The sequence below is a fragment of the Pseudomonas sp. GW821-FHT02H09 genome, from assembly GCF_059421425.1.
Window position 1 is genome coordinate 54604 of the sequence record NZ_JBWKVA010000025.1, and the last position, 14385, is coordinate 68988.

At 60.0% G+C, this 14385-nt stretch carries 18 protein-coding genes; 2 read left to right on the top strand and 16 right to left on the bottom strand.

Going from position 1 to position 14385, the window contains the following annotated elements:
- Nucleotides 1-5: 5 nt before the first annotated feature.
- From hemW to AC07VR_RS27105, 9 genes are all read right to left on the bottom strand, one after another.
- Nucleotides 6-1208, bottom strand: a complete 1203-nt coding sequence (hemW, locus tag AC07VR_RS27065) for a radical SAM family heme chaperone HemW (RefSeq protein WP_494990717.1) — start codon at nucleotides 1206-1208, stop codon at nucleotides 6-8.
- Nucleotides 1205-1798: an RdgB/HAM1 family non-canonical purine NTP pyrophosphatase gene (gene rdgB, locus AC07VR_RS27070; protein ID WP_494990716.1), complete on the bottom strand. Its 594-nt coding sequence runs from the start codon at nucleotides 1796-1798 to the stop codon at nucleotides 1205-1207. Before rdgB ends, hemW begins: the two co-directional genes overlap by 4 nt.
- Complete coding sequence (locus AC07VR_RS27075; RefSeq protein ID WP_494990715.1) at nucleotides 1798-2232, bottom strand: DUF4426 domain-containing protein; 435 nt, start codon at nucleotides 2230-2232, stop codon at nucleotides 1798-1800. Before AC07VR_RS27075 ends, rdgB begins: the two co-directional genes overlap by 1 nt.
- A 26-nt stretch (nucleotides 2233-2258) precedes the next feature.
- A complete protein-coding gene (gene metW / locus AC07VR_RS27080) occupies nucleotides 2259-2879 on the bottom strand; it encodes a methionine biosynthesis protein MetW (protein WP_494990714.1) in 621 nt (206 codons plus the stop codon).
- Nucleotides 2880-2886: 7 nt separating this feature from the next.
- Nucleotides 2887-4026, bottom strand: a complete 1140-nt coding sequence (metX, locus tag AC07VR_RS27085) for a homoserine O-succinyltransferase MetX (protein ID WP_494990713.1) — start codon at nucleotides 4024-4026, stop codon at nucleotides 2887-2889.
- Between the two features lie 180 nt (nucleotides 4027-4206).
- A complete protein-coding gene (locus AC07VR_RS27090) occupies nucleotides 4207-4494 on the bottom strand; it encodes a DUF167 domain-containing protein (RefSeq protein ID WP_494990712.1) in 288 nt (95 codons plus the stop codon).
- Nucleotides 4495-4509: 15 nt separating this feature from the next.
- Complete coding sequence (locus AC07VR_RS27095; RefSeq protein ID WP_494990711.1) at nucleotides 4510-5100, bottom strand: YggT family protein; 591 nt, start codon at nucleotides 5098-5100, stop codon at nucleotides 4510-4512.
- 10 nt (nucleotides 5101-5110) lie between these two features.
- Nucleotides 5111-5929 (bottom strand): pyrroline-5-carboxylate reductase, encoded by an 819-nt coding sequence (proC, locus tag AC07VR_RS27100; protein WP_494990710.1) that lies wholly within the window; start codon nucleotides 5927-5929, stop codon nucleotides 5111-5113.
- Between the two features lie 34 nt (nucleotides 5930-5963).
- Nucleotides 5964-6650 (bottom strand): YggS family pyridoxal phosphate-dependent enzyme, encoded by a 687-nt coding sequence (locus tag AC07VR_RS27105; protein ID WP_495013101.1) that lies wholly within the window; start codon nucleotides 6648-6650, stop codon nucleotides 5964-5966.
- A gap of 56 nt (nucleotides 6651-6706) precedes the next feature.
- Between AC07VR_RS27105 and AC07VR_RS27110 the strand changes: the two genes are divergently transcribed.
- The gene (locus AC07VR_RS27110; protein ID WP_494990708.1) at nucleotides 6707-7741 is read left to right on the top strand and encodes a type IV pilus twitching motility protein PilT; all 1035 of its coding nucleotides are present in this window, start codon (nucleotides 6707-6709) and stop codon (nucleotides 7739-7741) included.
- 151 nt (nucleotides 7742-7892) lie between these two features.
- Here the strand turns inward: AC07VR_RS27110 and AC07VR_RS27115 are convergent, their stop codons facing one another.
- A complete protein-coding gene (locus tag AC07VR_RS27115) occupies nucleotides 7893-8516 on the bottom strand; it encodes a C40 family peptidase (protein ID WP_494990707.1) in 624 nt (207 codons plus the stop codon).
- A gap of 251 nt (nucleotides 8517-8767) precedes the next feature.
- Between AC07VR_RS27115 and AC07VR_RS27120 the strand changes: the two genes are divergently transcribed.
- Nucleotides 8768-9187: an NINE protein gene (locus tag AC07VR_RS27120; RefSeq protein ID WP_494990706.1), complete on the top strand. Its 420-nt coding sequence runs from the start codon at nucleotides 8768-8770 to the stop codon at nucleotides 9185-9187.
- Between the two features lie 133 nt (nucleotides 9188-9320).
- Here AC07VR_RS27120 and AC07VR_RS27125 read toward each other — a convergent pair whose 3' ends face one another.
- The 6 genes from AC07VR_RS27125 to AC07VR_RS27150 all read right to left on the bottom strand — a co-directional run bounded on the left by AC07VR_RS27125 (nucleotide 9321) and on the right by AC07VR_RS27150 (nucleotide 14378).
- Complete coding sequence (locus AC07VR_RS27125) at nucleotides 9321-10592, bottom strand: dihydroorotase (RefSeq protein ID WP_495013102.1); 1272 nt, start codon at nucleotides 10590-10592, stop codon at nucleotides 9321-9323.
- The gene (locus tag AC07VR_RS27130; protein ID WP_494990704.1) at nucleotides 10589-11593 is read right to left on the bottom strand and encodes an aspartate carbamoyltransferase catalytic subunit; all 1005 of its coding nucleotides are present in this window, start codon (nucleotides 11591-11593) and stop codon (nucleotides 10589-10591) included. The genes AC07VR_RS27125 and AC07VR_RS27130 overlap by 4 nt, the downstream gene beginning before the upstream one ends.
- A 12-nt stretch (nucleotides 11594-11605) precedes the next feature.
- The gene (gene pyrR / locus AC07VR_RS27135; RefSeq protein WP_495013103.1) at nucleotides 11606-12112 is read right to left on the bottom strand and encodes a bifunctional pyr operon transcriptional regulator/uracil phosphoribosyltransferase PyrR; all 507 of its coding nucleotides are present in this window, start codon (nucleotides 12110-12112) and stop codon (nucleotides 11606-11608) included.
- A gap of 120 nt (nucleotides 12113-12232) precedes the next feature.
- Nucleotides 12233-12673 carry a Holliday junction resolvase RuvX gene (ruvX, locus tag AC07VR_RS27140; RefSeq protein WP_494990702.1) on the bottom strand — a complete coding sequence of 147 codons (441 nt, stop codon included), beginning with the start codon at nucleotides 12671-12673 and terminating at the stop codon, nucleotides 12233-12235.
- Nucleotides 12673-13242 (bottom strand): YqgE/AlgH family protein, encoded by a 570-nt coding sequence (locus AC07VR_RS27145; RefSeq protein WP_494991174.1) that lies wholly within the window; start codon nucleotides 13240-13242, stop codon nucleotides 12673-12675. The genes ruvX and AC07VR_RS27145 overlap by 1 nt, the downstream gene beginning before the upstream one ends.
- 236 nt (nucleotides 13243-13478) lie before the next feature.
- Nucleotides 13479-14378 carry an energy transducer TonB gene (locus AC07VR_RS27150; RefSeq protein WP_494990701.1) on the bottom strand — a complete coding sequence of 300 codons (900 nt, stop codon included), beginning with the start codon at nucleotides 14376-14378 and terminating at the stop codon, nucleotides 13479-13481.
- Between the last annotated feature and the right edge of the window lie 7 nt (nucleotides 14379-14385).

The following is a 14385-nucleotide window of genomic DNA, read 5'->3' on the forward strand; positions in this document are numbered from 1 at the left end:
TTTCCTTAGATCAGAAAATATTGCAGCAAGTCATTGAGGAATAGCTGTCCGCGGGCGGTGGCCGTCAGGCGTGTGGGTTCGACCTGCAATAAGCCACTTTGTTCGGCCTCGCGACGGCCTTCGGCAAGGCTTTCCAGCGTCAGACCGGTGCGCTCCGGATACAGCCGCGCCTCGACACCGTCAGTCAGGCGCAGGGCGTTCATCAGGAACTCGAACGGTAGCTCTTCGTTGGTCAGGGCTTTCTCACCAGCCTTATAGCTTTTGGCCGGGTTGAGGTAGTCCTTCGGCAGGCGCGTTTTCCAGGTGCGGACAATGCGCCCGTCCGAATGGCTGAGCTTGCCGTGCGCCCCGGCACCGATGCCGATGAAGTCACCGAAACTCCAGTAATTGAGGTTATGCCGCGCCGGGCGACCGGGCTGGGCATACGCCGACACTTCGTACTGGGCGTAACCGTGCTCGGCCAGCAGCGCTTGCCCGGCCTCCTGAATATCCCACAGGGTGTCGTCTTCCGGGAGGGTCGGCGGCTGATTCCAGAACACTGTGTTCGGCTCCAGCGTCAGCTGATACCAGGACAGATGAGTCGGCTTCAATGCGATGGCTTGACGCAAGTCGTCCAGGGCATCGTCCAGGGACTGATCGGGCAAACCGTGCATCAGGTCCAGGTTGAAGTTGTCGAACCCGGCCTGTCGGGCCATGCCAGCGGCGCGAATCGCTTCATCGCCGTTGTGGATCCGCCCCAGCGCCTTGAGTTTCTCTTGCTGGAAGCTCTGAATACCAATCGATAGACGATTGATGCCCAAAGCGCGGTAAGCGACGAATTTTTCTTGCTCGAAAGTCCCGGGGTTAGCCTCCAGGGTGATTTCGATGTCGCTGGCAAACGGAATTCGCTGCTCCACACCTTTAAGCAAACGGCCCAACGCTTGCGCGCTGAACAGGCTTGGTGTGCCGCCGCCGAAGAAAATCGAACTCAGCTCACGGCCGTAAACCGCATGCAGGTCTTGATCAAGGTCAGCCAACAGGGCGTCCACATACTCCTCTTCCGGCAGCACGGGGCTGGCAGTGTGGGAGTTGAAGTCGCAATACGGGCATTTGCGCACGCACCACGGGATGTGGATGTACAGCGCCAGGGGCGGCAGCTGGAGCAGGGCCGCGCGAGGCGTCTGCGAACCGCCGAAAATCAGCGGCTGCACGGATGAATCCTGAGTCATGCCAGACCCAAACGCTGATGCAGCAGAGCCATGGCGCGGGCGCGATGGCTTAGCTGGTTTTTCTCGGTCGGGCTGAGTTGTGCACTGGAGCAAGCGCGTTCCGGCACCCAGAACAGCGGGTCGTAGCCGAAACCGTGCTCGCCGCTGGCTTGGGTCAGGATACGGCCGTGCCACAGCCCTTCGCAGAGAATCGGCAACGGATCATCGGCATGTCGCACCAGCGCCAATACACAAACGAACTGCGCGCCGCGTTCGGCCTCAGGCACATCTTTCAAGACATTCAGCAGTTTGGCGTTGTTGGCCGCATCGCCCTGGCCGTCGGCGTAGCGTGCCGAGTAGATACCTGGCGCACCGCCGAGGAAGTCCACCGCCAGCCCTGAATCGTCGGCCAATGCCGGCAGGCCAGAAATACGTGCGGCGTTACGGGCCTTGAGAATGGCATTTTCGACGAACGACAGGCCGGTTTCTTCTGGCTCGACGCTGCTGAACTCGCCGATCGAGCGCAAGTGCACCGACTCGCCGAGCATGGCCTGGAGTTCTTTGAGTTTGCCGGCGTTATGGCTGGCCAATACGAGTTGCGTGAAGTTCATTATTCGCCTGGGAAAAGCTCTTGGTTGAAACTGAAGCTGTTGGTGTCGCTGCCAGTTTGAACGTTGATCGTGAAGGTACGGGTTTCCTGCTGGTCCACAGGGAATTGCGCGATGTAGTAGACCGCGCCTTGTTCAGTGATCTGTTTGAAGCTCAACGGGATGCTCTTGCTGGTCAGGTCCTTTACCGAGCCACTGACCTGTGCGATCACCGGTTTGTTGGCCTTGAGCACCGCCACGTTGATCACGCCCTGGTTCTTGCTGCGGATCAGCTCTGCCGCTTTGGCAATATCCGGTTGCAAGTAGGTGGAATTGAAGGTGTTGTAGTGCACCGTCAGATCACCGAAGGTTTCCTGGCGATCGCTCTTGATTGCTTCGGCCGCCATGGCCGTAACGCTCAGGCAGGCTGTGAGCAGAAACAGAGCTAAACGACCCATGATCGTTCTCCTCGAAATAACGTGGTTTACACCGCGACCTTGTGGTCTTGCAGTCCGGGGCTGCTGACGCGGTAGATGCCGATCTCACCTAATAGATTAGGCCATAGCTTACTGGCCCACCCATGTCGATGTTGTTGATCGACGGCAAGGCGATCGATGACCCGCGCTTCACGCTCACGACACAGTTCTTCGAAGTCTCCGAACGTGCAGAAGTGGATGTTCGGCGTGTTGTACCAGGTGTAGGGCAGGAACTCCGAAACGGGCATCCGGCCTTTGCTGGCCAGGTACCAGCGGCAGCGCCAGTGACCGAAGTTGGGGAAGGTAATGATGCACTGACGGCCGACCCGCAGCATTTCGTCGAGGATCCGGTCCGGGTAGTGCACGGCTTGCAGGGCCTGAGTCATGACAACGATATCGAAACTGTTGCTGGCAAAGTTGCCAAGCCCTTTGTCCAGATCCTGCTCAATGACGTTGATGCCCTTGGCCACGCACTCGGCAATGTTGTCCGGGTCGTTTTCCAGACCGTAGCCAGTGACTTGCTTGTGGTCCCGCAGCCAGGTCAGCAGTTCGCCATCACCGCAACCGAGGTCGAGCACGCGGCTGCCGGCGGGGATCCATTCTTGGATGATTTCCAGGTCGGCTCTCATGGCGTCCTCAAAGCGAAATTCGGTTCATGTAGTTGCTAAACGCCTGCAGATAGCGCGGGATCGGAATCAGGAAGGCGTCGTGGCCTTGCGGAGCATCGATCTCCAGGTAGCAGACGTCTTTCTTGGCTGCCATCAGTGCGTCCACCAGCTCCCGCGAGCGGGCCGGCGAGAAGCGCCAGTCGGTGGTAAAGGACATCACGCAGAATTTCGACTTGGCACCGGCGAAGGTTTTCGCCAGGTTATCGTCGAAGTTCGCCGCCGGATCGAAGTAGTCCAGCGCTTTGGTCATCAGCAGGTAAGTGTTGGCATCAAAACGCCCGGAAAACTCTTCGCCCTGATAACGCAGGTAACTTTCAACCTGGAACTCGACGCTGTGGAAGTCGTAGTTAAGCTTTTCGCTCTTGAGGCCACGGCCGAATTTCTCGCCCATGGAGTCGTCCGACAGGTAGGTGATGTGCCCGACCATCCGCGCCAGCATCAACCCGCGCTTGGGGATCACGCCCAGTTCCTGGAACGAACCGCCATGGAACTCGGGATCGGTCAGGATTGCCTGGCGGGCCACCTCGTTGAAGGCGATGTTCTGCGCAGACAATTTGGGCGCTGAGGCAATCGCCAGGCAGTGGCGGATGCGGTCGGGGTAGCTGATGCTCCACTGCAAGGCTTGCATGCCGCCCAGACTGCCGCCGATTACTGCGGCCCACTGGCTGATGCCCAGCAGATCGGCAAGACGCGCCTGGCTGTGGACCCAGTCTTCCACGGTCAGCACCGGGAAATCGGCGCCAAACGGCTTGCCGTTTTCCGGGTTGATGCTGCTCGGGCCGGTGGAGCCGTTGCAGCCGCCGAGGTTGTTCAGGCTGACGACGAAGAATTTATTGGTATCAATCGGCTTGCCGGGGCCGATGCAGCTGTCCCACCAGCCGGGCTTGCGGTCAGCGGGGCTGTGAAAGCCTGCCGCGTGGTGGTGACCGGACAAGGCGTGACAGATCAGCACGGCGTTGCTGGCCGTGGCGTTCAGCTTGCCATAGGTTTCGTAGATCAGGTCGTAGGCAGCTAGTGAACGACCGCAGGCAAGGGCCAGGGGTTCGCTGAAGTGCGCCATTTGCGGCGTCACCAGACCAACAGAATCGTGGGGAAAGACAGTGGACATCGACCCTGCTCTCGCTTGAATGAGGCGTAAGTCTAAAGACCGCTGCCCAGACCAGCAACCAAGGATTCAATGATCGTTCCCACGCGCCACAAAGGAATGCATCCGGTGACGCTCCGCGTCACCTCCAAAGCGGACGCAGAGCGTGGGGCGTGGGAACGATCTTGACACAGTCTGCCAGCCTTAACGCACCAGTCCCGGCAAATCCGGAAGCTTCTTCGGCGAGTTCACCCGAACCCGTTTTTGTCGATTCAACTCACCGCTGATCAGACTCACCTGGCTCTTGGAAACCCCAAACGCCTTGGCCAGAAACGCCATTAGGTGTGCGTTGGCCTTGCCTTCGACCGGTGGCGCGGTGAGGCGGATTTTCAGGCGCTCACCATGCAGCCCCGCGAACTCGTCGCTACGGGCTGCAGGTTGCAGGTGACACTCCAGAATCAGATCGTCACCGTCCCAACGGAAATAGCTCATTCAGAAAGACCTGGGCTAGATCAGCAGGCGCAGGATTTCCGGCATCATGGTCATGGCGGCGAGGTTGTTGATCACCAGCATGTCCAGCAGTTTGAGCACCATGAACGCCAGGATCGGCGAAATATCCAGGCCGCCGAGGTTCGGCAGGATTTTGCGGAATGGCGCCAGGGCCGGTTCGCAGATCTGATTGACCAGTTCGGCGCCCGGGTTATGGCTGCCAGGAGCGACCCAGGAGAGGATCACGCTGATGATCAGGGCGTAGAAGAAAATCTTCAGGAACAGTGCCGTCGCGCCAATGATTGACCAGATCAGCAATTGCAGCGGGTTGCCGGTGGTGCCGTAGGTCAACAACAGGGTCAGGGCCATCAAGGCCAGCTGCACGATGATCGCCAACACCAGTGAGGACATGTCCAGGCCGAACATGCTTGGAATGATCCGGCGCAGGGGCTTGAGCAGTGGTTGGGTGGCGCGCACGGCGAACTGGCAGAGCGGGTTGTAGAAGTTCGCCCGCACCAGTTGCAGCACAAAGCGCAGCAGCACGATCAGCAGATACAGACTGCCGAGGGTTTGCAGCACGTAAACCGCTGCGGTATTCAATCCAATCATTCTTGGCTCCTTATTGACCCAGTTGTTCGGCCATTTCGGCCGAGCGGTGCGCAGCGGCGCCGAGTGCTTTTTCCACCAGAGCTTCGAAGCCGCCAGCCTGGAACGACTTGATTGCAGCTTCTGTGGTGCCCGCAGGTGAAGTCACGCGGCGACGCAGTTCGGCGGCGTCGACATCACTGGCAACCGCCATGTGCGCGGCGCCCAAGGCGGTTTGCAGGGTCAGTTGCGCGGCGGTTTCCCGTGGCAGGCCAAGCTTCTCGCCGGCAGCGGTCATGGCTTCGATCAGCAGGAAAAAATACGCCGGGCCACTGCCTGAGACGGCGGTGACGGCATCGAGCTGCTGTTCCTGGTCCAGCCACAGGGCGATGCCGACAGCCGAGAGCAGCTCTTGGGCTTGCTGACGTTGCTCAGCGGAAACCCGGGCAGTGGCGTACAGGCCGCTGACGCCCTGGCGCAGCAACGCCGGGGTGTTGGGCATGCAACGTACGATCGGCTGCTCACCGAGCCACTTGTTCATGCTGGCGCAGGTGATGCCGGCAGCGATGGACACCACCAGTTGATGGGGTTGCAGGCTTGGGCGCAGAGCTTCACACACAGCCTTCATCGCCTGGGGTTTGACCGCCAGGACGATCACATCGGCGCCCTGAACAGCTTCGGCGTTGTCGGCGAACAGTTCGATGCCGTGTTCGGCATGGACTTTGGCCCGGGTTTCGGCGCCCGGATCGCTGGCGCAGATCTGTGCCGCTTCCAGCCCCTTGGCGCGCAGGCCGCCGATCAGACTGGCGGCCATGTTGCCAGCACCGATAAAGGCAATACGAGTCTTGCTCATGACAGGTCCTTATAGAGAGGTGAGTCAGCCACGTTCAGGGCTGGCCGTAATCGCGGGCGCCAAACAGTGCGGTACCGATCCGTACCCAGGTGGCGCCTTGGGCGATGGCCGATTCCAGATCGTGGCTCATGCCCATGGAAAGCGTGTCGAGTGACAAATTCAGGCTGGATTGCAAGGTTTGCACCGCCGCAAAGGCAGCGTCCTGGGCGGCACGATCTTCAGTCGGCTCGGGAATGGCCATCAACCCGCGCAGTTTCAAGCGCGGCAAGGCACTGATGGCGCTGGCCAGGGCAGGCAAGTCGGCCGGGGTGCAACCGGACTTGCTGGCTTCACCGCTGACATTGACCTGAATACAGATGTTCAGCGGCGGTAGTTCGGCAGGACGTTGTTCGGACAGGCGTTGTGCGATTTTCAAACGATCCACGGAGTGCACCCAAGCGAAGTTCTCGGCGATAGCGCGAGTCTTGTTCGATTGAATGGGGCCGATGAAGTGCCAACTCAAGGGCAGATCAGCCAATTCGAGCTGTTTGCCCAAGGCTTCCTGCAGATAGTTCTCACCGAAGTCGCGGATCCCGGCGGCGTAAGCCTCGCGTAGCGCCTCGGCGGGTTTGGTCTTGCTCACAGCCAGCAGGCGGACGCTGTTTTCGTCACGTTGCGCGGCAAGTGCCGCGGCGCGGATCCGTGCATCAACCTGAGCGATGTTGTCTGCTATCGTGGACATTCAATGTGCGCCAGGGGTTTGAGGTTTGCGGCATTCTACTGGAATTGGGGAGCGCTATGGATATCACTGAGCTGCTGGCCTTCAGCGTCAGGCAGGGGGCGTCCGACTTGCACCTTTCCGCTGGCTTGCCACCGATGATCCGGCTTGATGGTGATGTGCGGCGGATTAACTTGCCAGCGTTGGACCACAAGCAGGTTCATGAGCTGATTTACGACATCATGAACGACAAGCAACGGGCGGACTTCGAGGAACTGCTGGAACTCGACTTCTCTTTCGAGGTGCCCGGTGTGGCGCGCTTTCGGGTCAACGCGTTCAACCAGAATCGGGGCATCGGCGCGGTGTTGCGGACTATTCCATCGAAAGTCCTGAGTCTGGACGATCTTGGTATGGATGAAGTGTTTCGCAAGATTACCGATGTGCCCCGCGGGCTGGTGCTGGTCACCGGGCCGACCGGCTCGGGCAAGTCGACTACCCTGGCGGCGATGATCGATTACCTGAATAACCATCGACATCACCACATCCTTACCATCGAAGACCCTATCGAGTTCGTCCACGAGTCGAAGAAGTGCCTGATCAACCAGCGTGAAGTGCACCGCGATACCCGAAGTTTTTCCACCGCGCTGCGTTCGGCCCTGCGTGAAGACCCGGACGTGATTCTGGTGGGCGAGATGCGCGACCTGGAGACTATCCGTCTGGCGCTGACGGCTGCAGAGACCGGGCACCTGGTGTTCGGAACGCTGCACACCACTTCTGCGGCGAAAACCATCGATCGGGTGGTGGACGTGTTTCCAGCACAGGAGAAATCGATGGTTCGGTCAATGCTTTCCGAGTCGTTGCAGGCGGTAATTTCTCAGAGTCTGATCAAAAAGATTGGTGGTGGCAGGGTTGCGGCCCACGAAATCATGATCGGCACCCCGGCAATTCGTAATTTGATCCGTGAAGACAAGGTTGCGCAGATGTACTCGTCAATGCAGACCGGTAGCTCGGTGGGGATGCAAACCCTGGATATGTGTCTCAAGGACCTTGTGGCCAAGGGCTTGATCAGCCGCGAGCACGCCCGTGAGAAGGCCAGGTCGCCGGATGGTTTTTGAAGTGGGAAATGAGGGCCTTGATCGTTCCCACGCTGCGCGTGGGAATGCCTCACTGGACGCTCTGCGTCCGCTTTTTGAATGTGACGCAGAGCGTCACTGGCTGCATCCCCACGCTGGAGCGTGGGAACGATCTAAACTCGAAGGCTTCAAATCAACGCTGAACAATACGCATGGCGTTCGGGTCTTTCGGCAGTACCCGCTTGGCGACGACGTAGTGGCTTTCCCAGTACGGCTTTTTCAGTGTATCGATGGTCACCGACTTGCCGCGGCGTGGCGCATGGATGAAGCGGTCATTGCCCAGGTAGATGGCCACGTGGTTGACCTTGTGGCTCTTGATGTTGAAGAAGATCAGATCGCCTGGCTTGAGGTCCTTACGGTCGACTTTCTGTCCGTGACCGCTGGCCATGGCATTCGAGGTGCGTGGCAGATCGGCCTCGTCGACGTCGGTGAACGCGTATTTCACCAGGCCGCTGCAATCGAAACCTTTACTTGGGCTGCTACCGCCCCAACGATAAGGAGTACCCAACACGTTCACGGCACGGCTCAACACGTTGCTGCTTTGCTTGGTCGCCATTGGCGGGACCTGAGTGGTGTCGGCCTTGCTCAGATGAATCGGGTGTTTTACAGAATGTTTGTGTTTAGTGGTGGCTAGTGAAACGTGGGATTTCGGTGTGTGACCATTAACGTTTGGAAGACGTTGCTCACGATTGGTGGCGTGGGCGGCCAGTGGCATTAATAGGCAAATGGTTAGCCATGTCTTGAAAAATGGACGCATAAGGCAAGGCTCTATGTAGGTAAGCGCGCAACTTTATAACAGCTTTTTGGGCCTTTTTAAGGCCGCTGGTCGATTCAACCTGGGGGTCAAGTTCGGCAAATATGCGGTAAATTGGCGCAACTGTCCGACACAAGTCAGGCGCTACAAGGCTTTGCGCCGACTGCAAGGTCGATGAGCCACACGTCGGCTCGACACAAAAAAGTCACAGAGCTACTAAAAAAATTTATCTATCACATCGAAAGAGGGAACCCATGAGCACCTATCGTCAGGATGTTTCGCCGCAGGACACCCACAGTAAGGTGATCGGTTACCTGCTCTGGATTTTCGGCTTTACCGGAGCGCATCGCTTCTATTACGGCAAGCCGGTGACCGGGACTCTCTGGTTTTTCACCTTCGGTTTGCTCGGGATTGGCTGGCTGATCGATTTGTTTCTGATTCCAGGAATGGATCGCGAAGCCGACCTGCGATTTACCGCAGGCCCGATCGAGTACAACGTCGCCTGGATCCTGCTGGCGTTCCTCGGTGTGTTCGGTTTGCATCGCATGTATCAGGGAAAATGGATCAGCGGGATTATTTACCTGCTGACCGGAGGGTTGTTCCTGATTGGCGTGCTGTATGACTTCTGGACGCTGAATGATCAGATTTCCATCAGGAATGCACAGCGTCGTTAAATGATCGTTCCCACGCTCGCGCGATGATCGTTCCCACGCTCTGCGTGGGAATGCAGCCCGTGACGCTCCGCGTCACGAAGCGGACGCAGAGCGTCCGGTGAGGCGTTCCCACGCGGGAGCGTGGGAACGATCATCAACTGCTGTAGCTGATCCGCCCGTCCACCAGCGTGTAACGCACGGCCGCCGGCAGGCTATGGCCGAGGAACGGGCAGTTTTCGCCTTTGGACAGCCAGGCCTCACCGGCAACCGTCGACGCGGCCGGATCGAACAGCACCAGGTCGGCAGGCGCGCCTGCCGCAAGCTTGCCAGCTGGCAGGCGCAGTGCGTTGGCCGGTCCGGCACTCAGGCGCGCCAATAGCGTTGGCAGATCCAGCAAACCATCTTCAACCAGGGTCATGGCCAATGGCAGCAGCAATTCGACACTGCTGATGCCCGGTTCGGTAGCACCGAACGGCGCCAGTTTGGCGTCCAGCTCATGGGGCTGGTGATGGCTGGAAATGGCCTGAACCACGCCAGACTTCACTGCCGCGCGCAGGCCATCGCGGTCGGCGCGGGTGCGCAGCGGTGGTTGCACGTGATACAGGCTGTTGAAATCGATCAGCGCTTCGTCCGTCAGAATCAATTGATACAGTGCCACATCGGCAGTCACCGGCAACCCGCGAGCCTGGGCCTGCGCGATCAGGGCCACGCCACGTGCGCTGGTCAGCTGGCTGAAGTGCGCGCGCACGCCGCTTTGCTCGACCAACAGCAGATCCCGGGCCAGAGCCACGGTTTCGGCGGTTTCCGGAATCCCCGGCAAACCCAGGAAGCTGGCGGTCGGGCCCTCGTGGGCCAGGCCGCCCTCTGCCAAATCATGATCCTGAGAGTGGAAAATTACCGTCAAATCGAAAGTCGCTGCGTATTCCAGCGCCCGGCACAGGGTGCGGGTGTTGCGGAAACTGTCCAGGCCGTTGCCAAACGCGACGCAGCCGGCATCGCGCAGGGCGATCAGCTCTGCCAGCTGCTCGCCTTCCAGGCCTTTGCTCAATGCGCCGATCGGGAAAACCTTGCAGTTGCCGGCTTCGCGAGCGCGGTCCAGGATCAGTTCGGCGACTGCCGAGGTATCGAGTACCGGTTTGGTCCGGGGCGGGCAGCACAGGCTGGTGACGCCACCGGCCGCGGCAGCGCGGGTTTCGCTGGCAATCGTGCCTTTGCGGCTGTAACCCGGCTCGCGCAGGGCGACATTCAGGTCGACGAGGCCGGGTGCGGCCACAAGGCCTTTGGCGTCGATGGTGTCGACGGCAACGAAACCGGCCGGAGCAGCGCCGAGGGCGACGATCTTGCAGGCTTCGACGTGGATATCGGTAACTTGATCCAGACCGCTGTCTGGATCGATGACGCGGGCGCCGAGGATGCTGAGCTTCACTGGGCGTTCTCCTGCTGGAATTGACGCTGGGCAGTTTGCCCGCTCATGGCCATGGACAGCACGGCCATACGTATTGCGATGCCATAGGTCACCTGGTTGAGGATCACCGAGTGCGGACCGTCGGCTACCGCCGATTCAATCTCCACCCCACGGTTGATCGGCCCCGGGTGCATGACGATGGCATCCGGTTTGGCGCCGGCCAGACGCGCGGTGGTCAGGCCGAACAAACGGTAGAACTCGCCTTCGCTCGGCAGCAAGCCGCCGGTCATGCGCTCGCGCTGCAGGCGCAGCATGATCACCACGTCGACGTCTTTCAGACCTTCGGTCATGTCGGTATAGACCTTCACGCCGTACTGCTCGATACCGATTGGCAGCAATGTTTTCGGCGCGATCACGCGGATATCCGGGCATCCGAGGGTCTTCAGCGCGAGCATGTTCGAGCGCGCGACCCGCGAGTGCAGGATGTCGCCGACGATGGCCACCGAGAGGTTTTCAAAACCACCCTTGTGCCGACGGATGGTCAGCATGTCGAGCATGCCCTGGGTCGGGTGCGCGTGACGGCCGTCGCCACCGTTGATAATCGCCACCTGCGGGCATACGTGTTCGGCGATGAAGTGTGCTGCACCGGAATCGCCGTGGCGCACCACGAACATATCGGCAGCCATGGCTTCAAGGTTGCGCAGGGTGTCGAGCAGGGTTTCGCCTTTGCTCGCGGAGGAGGTCGACACGTTCAGCGTGATGACGTCCGCCGACAGCCGCTGGGCGGCCAGTTCGAAGGTGGTACGGGTGCGGGTGGAGTTCTCGAAGAACACGTTGCACACGGTTTTGCCGCGCAGCAACGGGACTTTTTTGACCGCCCGGGCGCCGACTTCAAGGAAGGAGTCAGCGGTGTCGAGGATTTCGGTCAGCAACTCGCGGCGCAAACCGTCGAGCGAGAGGAAGTGGCGCAGCTGGCCCTGATCATTGAGCTGCAGCGGGCGCTTGGTATTGAGAGGCGTCATCGCAATGGACTCTTAAAGGGCGAGGTCTTGAAGTTCGAGTTGGAACGGCGCAGGGCCGGACAGCTTTACCCTTTCGTTTGCGGCAAGTGACAGCGTGGCGCCGACCACATTCGGTCGGATCGGCAGCTCGGCGGCGTTCAGATCCAGCAGGCAGACCAGCGTGACGCTGGCAGGGCGGCCGTAATCGAAAAGCTCGTTGAGCGCCGCGCGGATGGTCCGTCCGCTCATCAGCACATCGTCGATCAGCACCAGATGCTGGCCTTCGATCTCGAATGGCAGCTCGGATGGGCGCACTTGTGGGTGCAGGCCACTCTGGCTGAAGTCGTCGCGGTAGAAAGAGACATCCAGCGTGCCCAGTGGCGAATTGCTGCCCAGGGCTTCCAGCAAGGCCTGGGCAACCCAGACGCCGCCAGTGCGAATGCCGATGTAGCGCGGCTCGCTGATGGCGCGTTGGGCCAGGTGGACCTTGAGATCGATCGCCATCTGGCTGATCAGTTCGGTGGGGTTGGGCAGGCTCATGGTTGCTCCTTCATGGGCCCGAGCCGGGTTCTGCACAATGAGGCTCGGGTTGTAACTGCTTGGTTTGCGGCCAGGAGGCGCGTCGCTGATGACAGCCACACGTCTTCAGGATTCGACTTTTCAGGATTCGAACAGCGCTGCATTTTCGTCGAGCCAGCCTTGCAGCAGCAGGGCTGCGGCGATGGCGTCGACCGGGTTGTCGCGATAGCTGCCACGCTGGCCGCCGCGGGCCAGGCGTTCGCCCTTGGCCTCGAAGGTGGTCAGGCGTTCATCGTGGGTATAGAAGGGCAGGTTGTAGCGGCCATTCAAGCGCCTGGCGAATTTCTCGGCACGCGCGCACATGTCGCTGGGCGTGCCATCCATGTTCAGCGGCAGGCCAACCACCACGGCGTCGGGCTTCCACTCTTTGATCAGTGCTTCGACCTGATTCCAGTCGGGAATGCCGTTCTGCGCCTTCAGGGTGCAGAGTTCACGGGCCTGGCCGGTAATCACCTGGCCGACGGCGACGCCGATCTGTTTGGTCCCGAAGTCGAAACCCAGCAGCAAACGCAATGCGGCCATCAGGCGTGCCCCGCCTGGCTGGTCAACAGGTTCAGGTTGATGCCCAATCGCTTGGCAGCTGCTTCCAGGCGCAGTTCGCTGCTGGTGTTGAACAGAATGTCAGCGTCGAACGGACAGGTCAGCCAGGCGTTTTCGGCCAGTTCGGCCTCCAGTTGCCCGGCGTCCCAGCCGGAGTAGCCGAGGGCGATCAGGCTTTTTGGCGGGCCAACGCCATCGGCGATGGCGAACAGCACATCCTGGGAAGTCGACAGCGCCAGGCCGTTGAGCTCCACCGTTGCCTGGTAGGTCGAACCGCTGGGGTGCAAGACAAACCCGCGGTCGGTCTGCACCGGGCCACCGGTAAAGATCGGCACGTGCTGGCAGAGCGGCGCAGGCTCGATGTCGGGGCGCAGCTGTTCGAGGATGTCCGCCAGGCTCAGGTCCTGTGGGCGATTGATCACCAACCCCATGGCACCATTGGCAGTGTGCTCGACGATGTAGATCAAGGAATGCGCAAAGTTCGGGTCGGCCATATGCGGCATGGCGATCAGGAAGTGATGCTTGAGGTAGCTGGGGCTGACGTTCTTCATGTGCGCTAGTGTGGCGTTGGCGGGGCGAGCTGACAAGCTGGTGATGCACAGGAAATGGTGAGCGGTACTCCCCCGTAGCAGTTGGCGAAGCCTGCGTTCGAGGACGCAGTCCTCGCAAAACCTGTGATCGCGATCCTTCCGGGAAAACGCGGTTTGGCCATTTACGACTGCTGCGCCCGAACGCGGACCGAGCCGAACGCAGGCTTCGCCAGCTGTTACAAAGAGCCTGCGTTTACCTAATTACTCGACAACTTGTCCCCACGGGCAAACTTCCAGGTACGGATGATTTCCAGTCGGTCGATATCCGACAGGTCGCCGCTGAACGGTGCAAAGGGCGCAGCCAGGCGGACGATTCGCTGTGCTGCCTGATCCAGCAGCGGCTGACCTGAGGACTCCAGCACCAGCACTTCATACAGCGAACCGTCGCGGTTGATCGAGACCATCAGTCGCAAATTACCGTAAATCTGCTTGCGCCGGGCCTCGTCGGGATAGTTCAGGTTGCCGATGCGTTCGACCTTCTTGCGCCATTCGTCCTTATACCAGGCACCTTTGTCGTGCATGGTCGAAGCGGCGCTCAGGCGGTGGATGCGCGGGCGCTTGGCATACAACTGCTGTTCATTGGCAAGTTCGGCTTCCAGGCTGGAGATTTCGCTGGAGAGTTGTGAGCTGTCGAAACTCGGTGTGGCGGCCTTGGGTTTGGGCTCGGTCTTGAGCTCTTCACGCGTGGTGGTGGTCTTCTTCGGTTTCGGCGTAATGGTGGCGACCGCAGCTTTCGGCGCGGCCTCCAGGACCTCGGCTTTCACTGAGGGCGGTGGCGTGACCTTTTTCACCGTGTTGTCCTGGAATGGCGCAACTTCGGTGGTTTTCGGGATCGCTTTTTTGTCCAGGGTGCCGCTGCCTTGCTGGTTGTCCTGGGCGAGGAAATCAGCCTTCTTCGGCTTGGTTTCGCTTTTGAAGGTGGCGAGAGTGATTTCCAGGGTTTTGCTGATCTGCCTGGGTTCGGCGAAGGTAAACCCCAGACCCAGGATCAGCGCCAGATGAATCAGCGCCGCGAGAAACAGGGTAAAGCCGAGGCGATCGGCCGCACGCACGCCGCTGTTGGAGAGTTCGGGGGGTAGATCGGCGGGGAGTGTCATGTCAAGA

Excerpts from the sequence above, each read along its gene's own strand:
- hemW (WP_494990717.1), bottom strand. The coding sequence starts at position 1,208 with ATGACTCAGGATTCATCCGTGCAGCCGCTGATTTTCGGCGGTTCGCAG.
- rdgB (WP_494990716.1), bottom strand. The coding sequence starts at position 1,798 with ATGAACTTCACGCAACTCGTATTGGCCAGCCATAACGCCGGCAAACTC.
- AC07VR_RS27075 (WP_494990715.1), bottom strand. The coding sequence starts at position 2,232 with ATGGGTCGTTTAGCTCTGTTTCTGCTCACAGCCTGCCTGAGCGTTACG.
- metW (WP_494990714.1), bottom strand. The coding sequence starts at position 2,879 with ATGAGAGCCGACCTGGAAATCATCCAAGAATGGATCCCCGCCGGCAGC.
- metX (WP_494990713.1), bottom strand. The coding sequence starts at position 4,026 with ATGTCCACTGTCTTTCCCCACGATTCTGTTGGTCTGGTGACGCCGCAA.
- AC07VR_RS27090 (WP_494990712.1), bottom strand. The coding sequence starts at position 4,494 with ATGAGCTATTTCCGTTGGGACGGTGACGATCTGATTCTGGAGTGTCAC.
- AC07VR_RS27095 (WP_494990711.1), bottom strand. The coding sequence starts at position 5,100 with ATGATTGGATTGAATACCGCAGCGGTTTACGTGCTGCAAACCCTCGGC.
- proC (WP_494990710.1), bottom strand. The coding sequence starts at position 5,929 with ATGAGCAAGACTCGTATTGCCTTTATCGGTGCTGGCAACATGGCCGCC.
- AC07VR_RS27105 (WP_495013101.1), bottom strand. The coding sequence starts at position 6,650 with ATGTCCACGATAGCAGACAACATCGCTCAGGTTGATGCACGGATCCGC.
- AC07VR_RS27110 (WP_494990708.1), top strand. The coding sequence starts at position 6,707 with ATGGATATCACTGAGCTGCTGGCCTTCAGCGTCAGGCAGGGGGCGTCC.
- AC07VR_RS27115 (WP_494990707.1), bottom strand. The coding sequence starts at position 8,516 with ATGCGTCCATTTTTCAAGACATGGCTAACCATTTGCCTATTAATGCCA.
- AC07VR_RS27120 (WP_494990706.1), top strand. The coding sequence starts at position 8,768 with ATGAGCACCTATCGTCAGGATGTTTCGCCGCAGGACACCCACAGTAAG.
- AC07VR_RS27130 (WP_494990704.1), bottom strand. The coding sequence starts at position 11,593 with ATGACGCCTCTCAATACCAAGCGCCCGCTGCAGCTCAATGATCAGGGC.
- pyrR (WP_495013103.1), bottom strand. The coding sequence starts at position 12,112 with ATGAGCCTGCCCAACCCCACCGAACTGATCAGCCAGATGGCGATCGAT.
- ruvX (WP_494990702.1), bottom strand. The coding sequence starts at position 12,673 with ATGGCCGCATTGCGTTTGCTGCTGGGTTTCGACTTCGGGACCAAACAG.
- AC07VR_RS27145 (WP_494991174.1), bottom strand. The coding sequence starts at position 13,242 with ATGAAGAACGTCAGCCCCAGCTACCTCAAGCATCACTTCCTGATCGCC.
- AC07VR_RS27150 (WP_494990701.1), bottom strand. The coding sequence starts at position 14,378 with ATGACACTCCCCGCCGATCTACCCCCCGAACTCTCCAACAGCGGCGTG.